Origin of the sequence: Streptosporangium sp. NPDC005286, assembly GCF_040607515.1 — a bacterium.
Lineage (GTDB): Bacteria > Actinomycetota > Actinomycetes > Streptosporangiales > Streptosporangiaceae > Streptosporangium.
This window is the reverse complement of record NZ_JBEXGU010000375.1, coordinates 1-2,592: the sequence shown is the minus strand read 5'-3', so window position 1 is coordinate 2,592 and position 2,592 is coordinate 1. Positions and strand designations below refer to the sequence as shown.

Genomic DNA, 2,592 nt, shown 5'->3' with positions numbered 1-2,592 from the left:
CACCGACGCACCCCGCGGCGGCCACACCGCCGTATCGAACCGCTCCCCGGCCTGGCCACCGGCCACCAGCACACCGATCGCATGCCGCACCCAGGGTTCCTCATCCCCAGCCTCCGCCGACCGGGCGTGAATGCTCACCTCACATCGGCCCGACTCATCCGGTGTCCGCACCCACACCTGCACCGCCACCGCATCCCGCTCGCCGAGCACCAGCGGCGCGGTCAAGGTCAGCTCCTCGACCAGATCACAACCGACCTCATCACCCGCCCGCACCACCAACTCCAGGAACCCGGTACCCGGGAAGATCACCATCCCGCCCACCACGTGATCGGCCAGCCACGGATGCGACCCCAGCGAGATACGACCGGTCAGCAACACCCCGTCCGAACCGGCCACCCTCACCGCGGCTCCCAGCAGCGGGTGGCTCGCGGCCGCGAGTCCCGCCGCCGTCACGTCTCCCACCTGCGAGCCGGCGCCGTCGGGCCAGAACCGCTCACGCTGGAAGGCGTACGTCGGCAGCTCCACCCGGTGAGCGCCGGGGAGCACGGCCGGCCAGCTCACCGGCACCTTACGCACGTGCAGGGCGGCCAGCGCCATCATGATCGTCGCCTGCTCGTCCTGGCCCCCGCGCAGGGCCGGTACCAGCACCACGTCCAGGTCCGCCGGCCCTGCCTCGGCGTCGCGCGCCGAACCCGCAGGCGCAGCCACCCGCATTACCGCACCGATGTCCGCGTTCGCGTCGGTGAGCGCGGTGAGGGTGTCATCGGCCATCGCGGTCAGTACGCCGTCGGGGCCCAGCTCCAGATAGGCCCGTACCCCTTGAGCGTGCAGCGTCCGGATTCCGTCGGAGAAGCGGACGGCCCGACGCACCTGCTCGACCCAGTAGTCCGGCGAGCACAACTGCTCGTCGGTGGCCGCCTGCCCGGTCACCGTGGACACCACCGGGATCTGCGGCGGGCCATAGAACAACGTCCGGGCCAGGGCGCGGAAGTCCTCCAGCATCGGCTCCATCAACGGCGAGTGGAACGCGTGCGACACCCGCAACCGCTTCGTCCGGACCTCCCGCTCCTGCAGAGCGGCGACGACCTCCAGCACCGCCTCCTCCACCCCGGCGATCACCACCGAGGCCGGACCGTTCACCGCCGCGACCGACACCTCCTTCTCACGCCCGGCCAGCAGCTCGGCGACCTCCTCCTCCGACGCCCGCACCGACACCATCGCCCCACCCGGCGGCAACGCCTGCATCAACCGCGCCCGACCCGCCACCAACACACACGCATCCTTCAGGGACAACACCCCCGCCACGTGCGCCGCGGTGATCTCCCCGATCGAATGGCCCGCCAGCACATCCGGCCGCACTCCCCACGAGGAGACCAGCCGGAACAGCGCCGTCTCCACCGCGAACAACGCCGGCTGCGCCCACCCCGTCCGATCCAGCAACCCCGCCTCGGCCGACCCCGGCTCGGCGAACAACACCTCCCGCAGCGAACGACCCACCCGCTCGACCGACCCACCGTCCAGCTGCCCGGCCGGCTCCAGCAGCGGATCCAGCTCCGCGATCACCTCATCCAACGCCTGCGCGAACACCGGGAACCGCGCATACAACTCCCGGCCCATCCCCACCCGCTGACTCCCCTGACCGGTGAACAGGAACGCGACCTTGGCCGCACCCCGCGCCGAACCGGTCACCACACCGGCGGCCGGCGCCCCCTCGGCCACCGCGGCCAGGCCCCGTACCAACTCCGCACGCTCAGCACCCACCACCACCGCCCGATACTCAAACGCCGACCGAGCCGTCGCCAGCGACACCCCCACCTCGGCCAACCCCAGACCAGGCGAACCCTCCACATACGACAGCAACCGGGCCGCCTGCGCCCGCAACGCCACCTCACTCCGCCCCGACACCACCCACGAAATCGCTCCACCAGACCCGCCGTCGGCCCCGGCCCCCGCCACGTTCTCCACCCCGGGAGGCTGCTCAATGATCACGTGCGCGTTGGTACCGCTGATCCCGAACGACGACACCGCAGCCCGGCGCGACCGCTCCACCTGAGGCCACGACCGTGCCCGGGTCACCAGCTCGACCGCGCCCTCGCTCCAGTCCACATGCGAGGACGGCTCGTCCACATGCAACGTGCGCGGCACCACACCCTCGCGCATCGCCATGACCATCTTGATGATCCCGGCCACACCGGCGGCCGTCTGGGTGTGGCCGATGTTCGACTTGATCGACCCGAGCAGCAACGGCTCCGCGGCATCGCGGCCCTGCCCGTAGGTGGACATCAAAGCCCGCGCCTCGATCGGATCACCCAACCGGGTTCCGGTGCCGTGTGCCTCGACCACATCGACATCCGACGCCGACAGTCCCGCCCCGGCCAGTGCCTGGCGGATCACCCGCTGCTGCGACGGACCGTTCGGCGCCGTCAACCCGTTCGACGCACCATCCTGGTTCACCGCCGAACCACGCACCACAGCCAGCACCTCATGACCGTTGCGCCGCGCGTCCGACAACCGCTCCAGCACCAGCACACCCACACCCTCCGACCAGCCCACCCCATCGGCCGACTCGGAGAAGGACCTGCACCGGCCATC

General features: G+C 71.1%; 1 protein-coding gene. It reads right to left on the bottom strand.

All coding sequences use genetic code 11. From position 1 onward, the window contains the following. Positions 1–2,592, bottom strand: a 2,592-nt coding sequence (locus ABZU75_RS46180; protein ID WP_355569868.1) for a type I polyketide synthase, incomplete at both ends; no start/stop codon positions are given.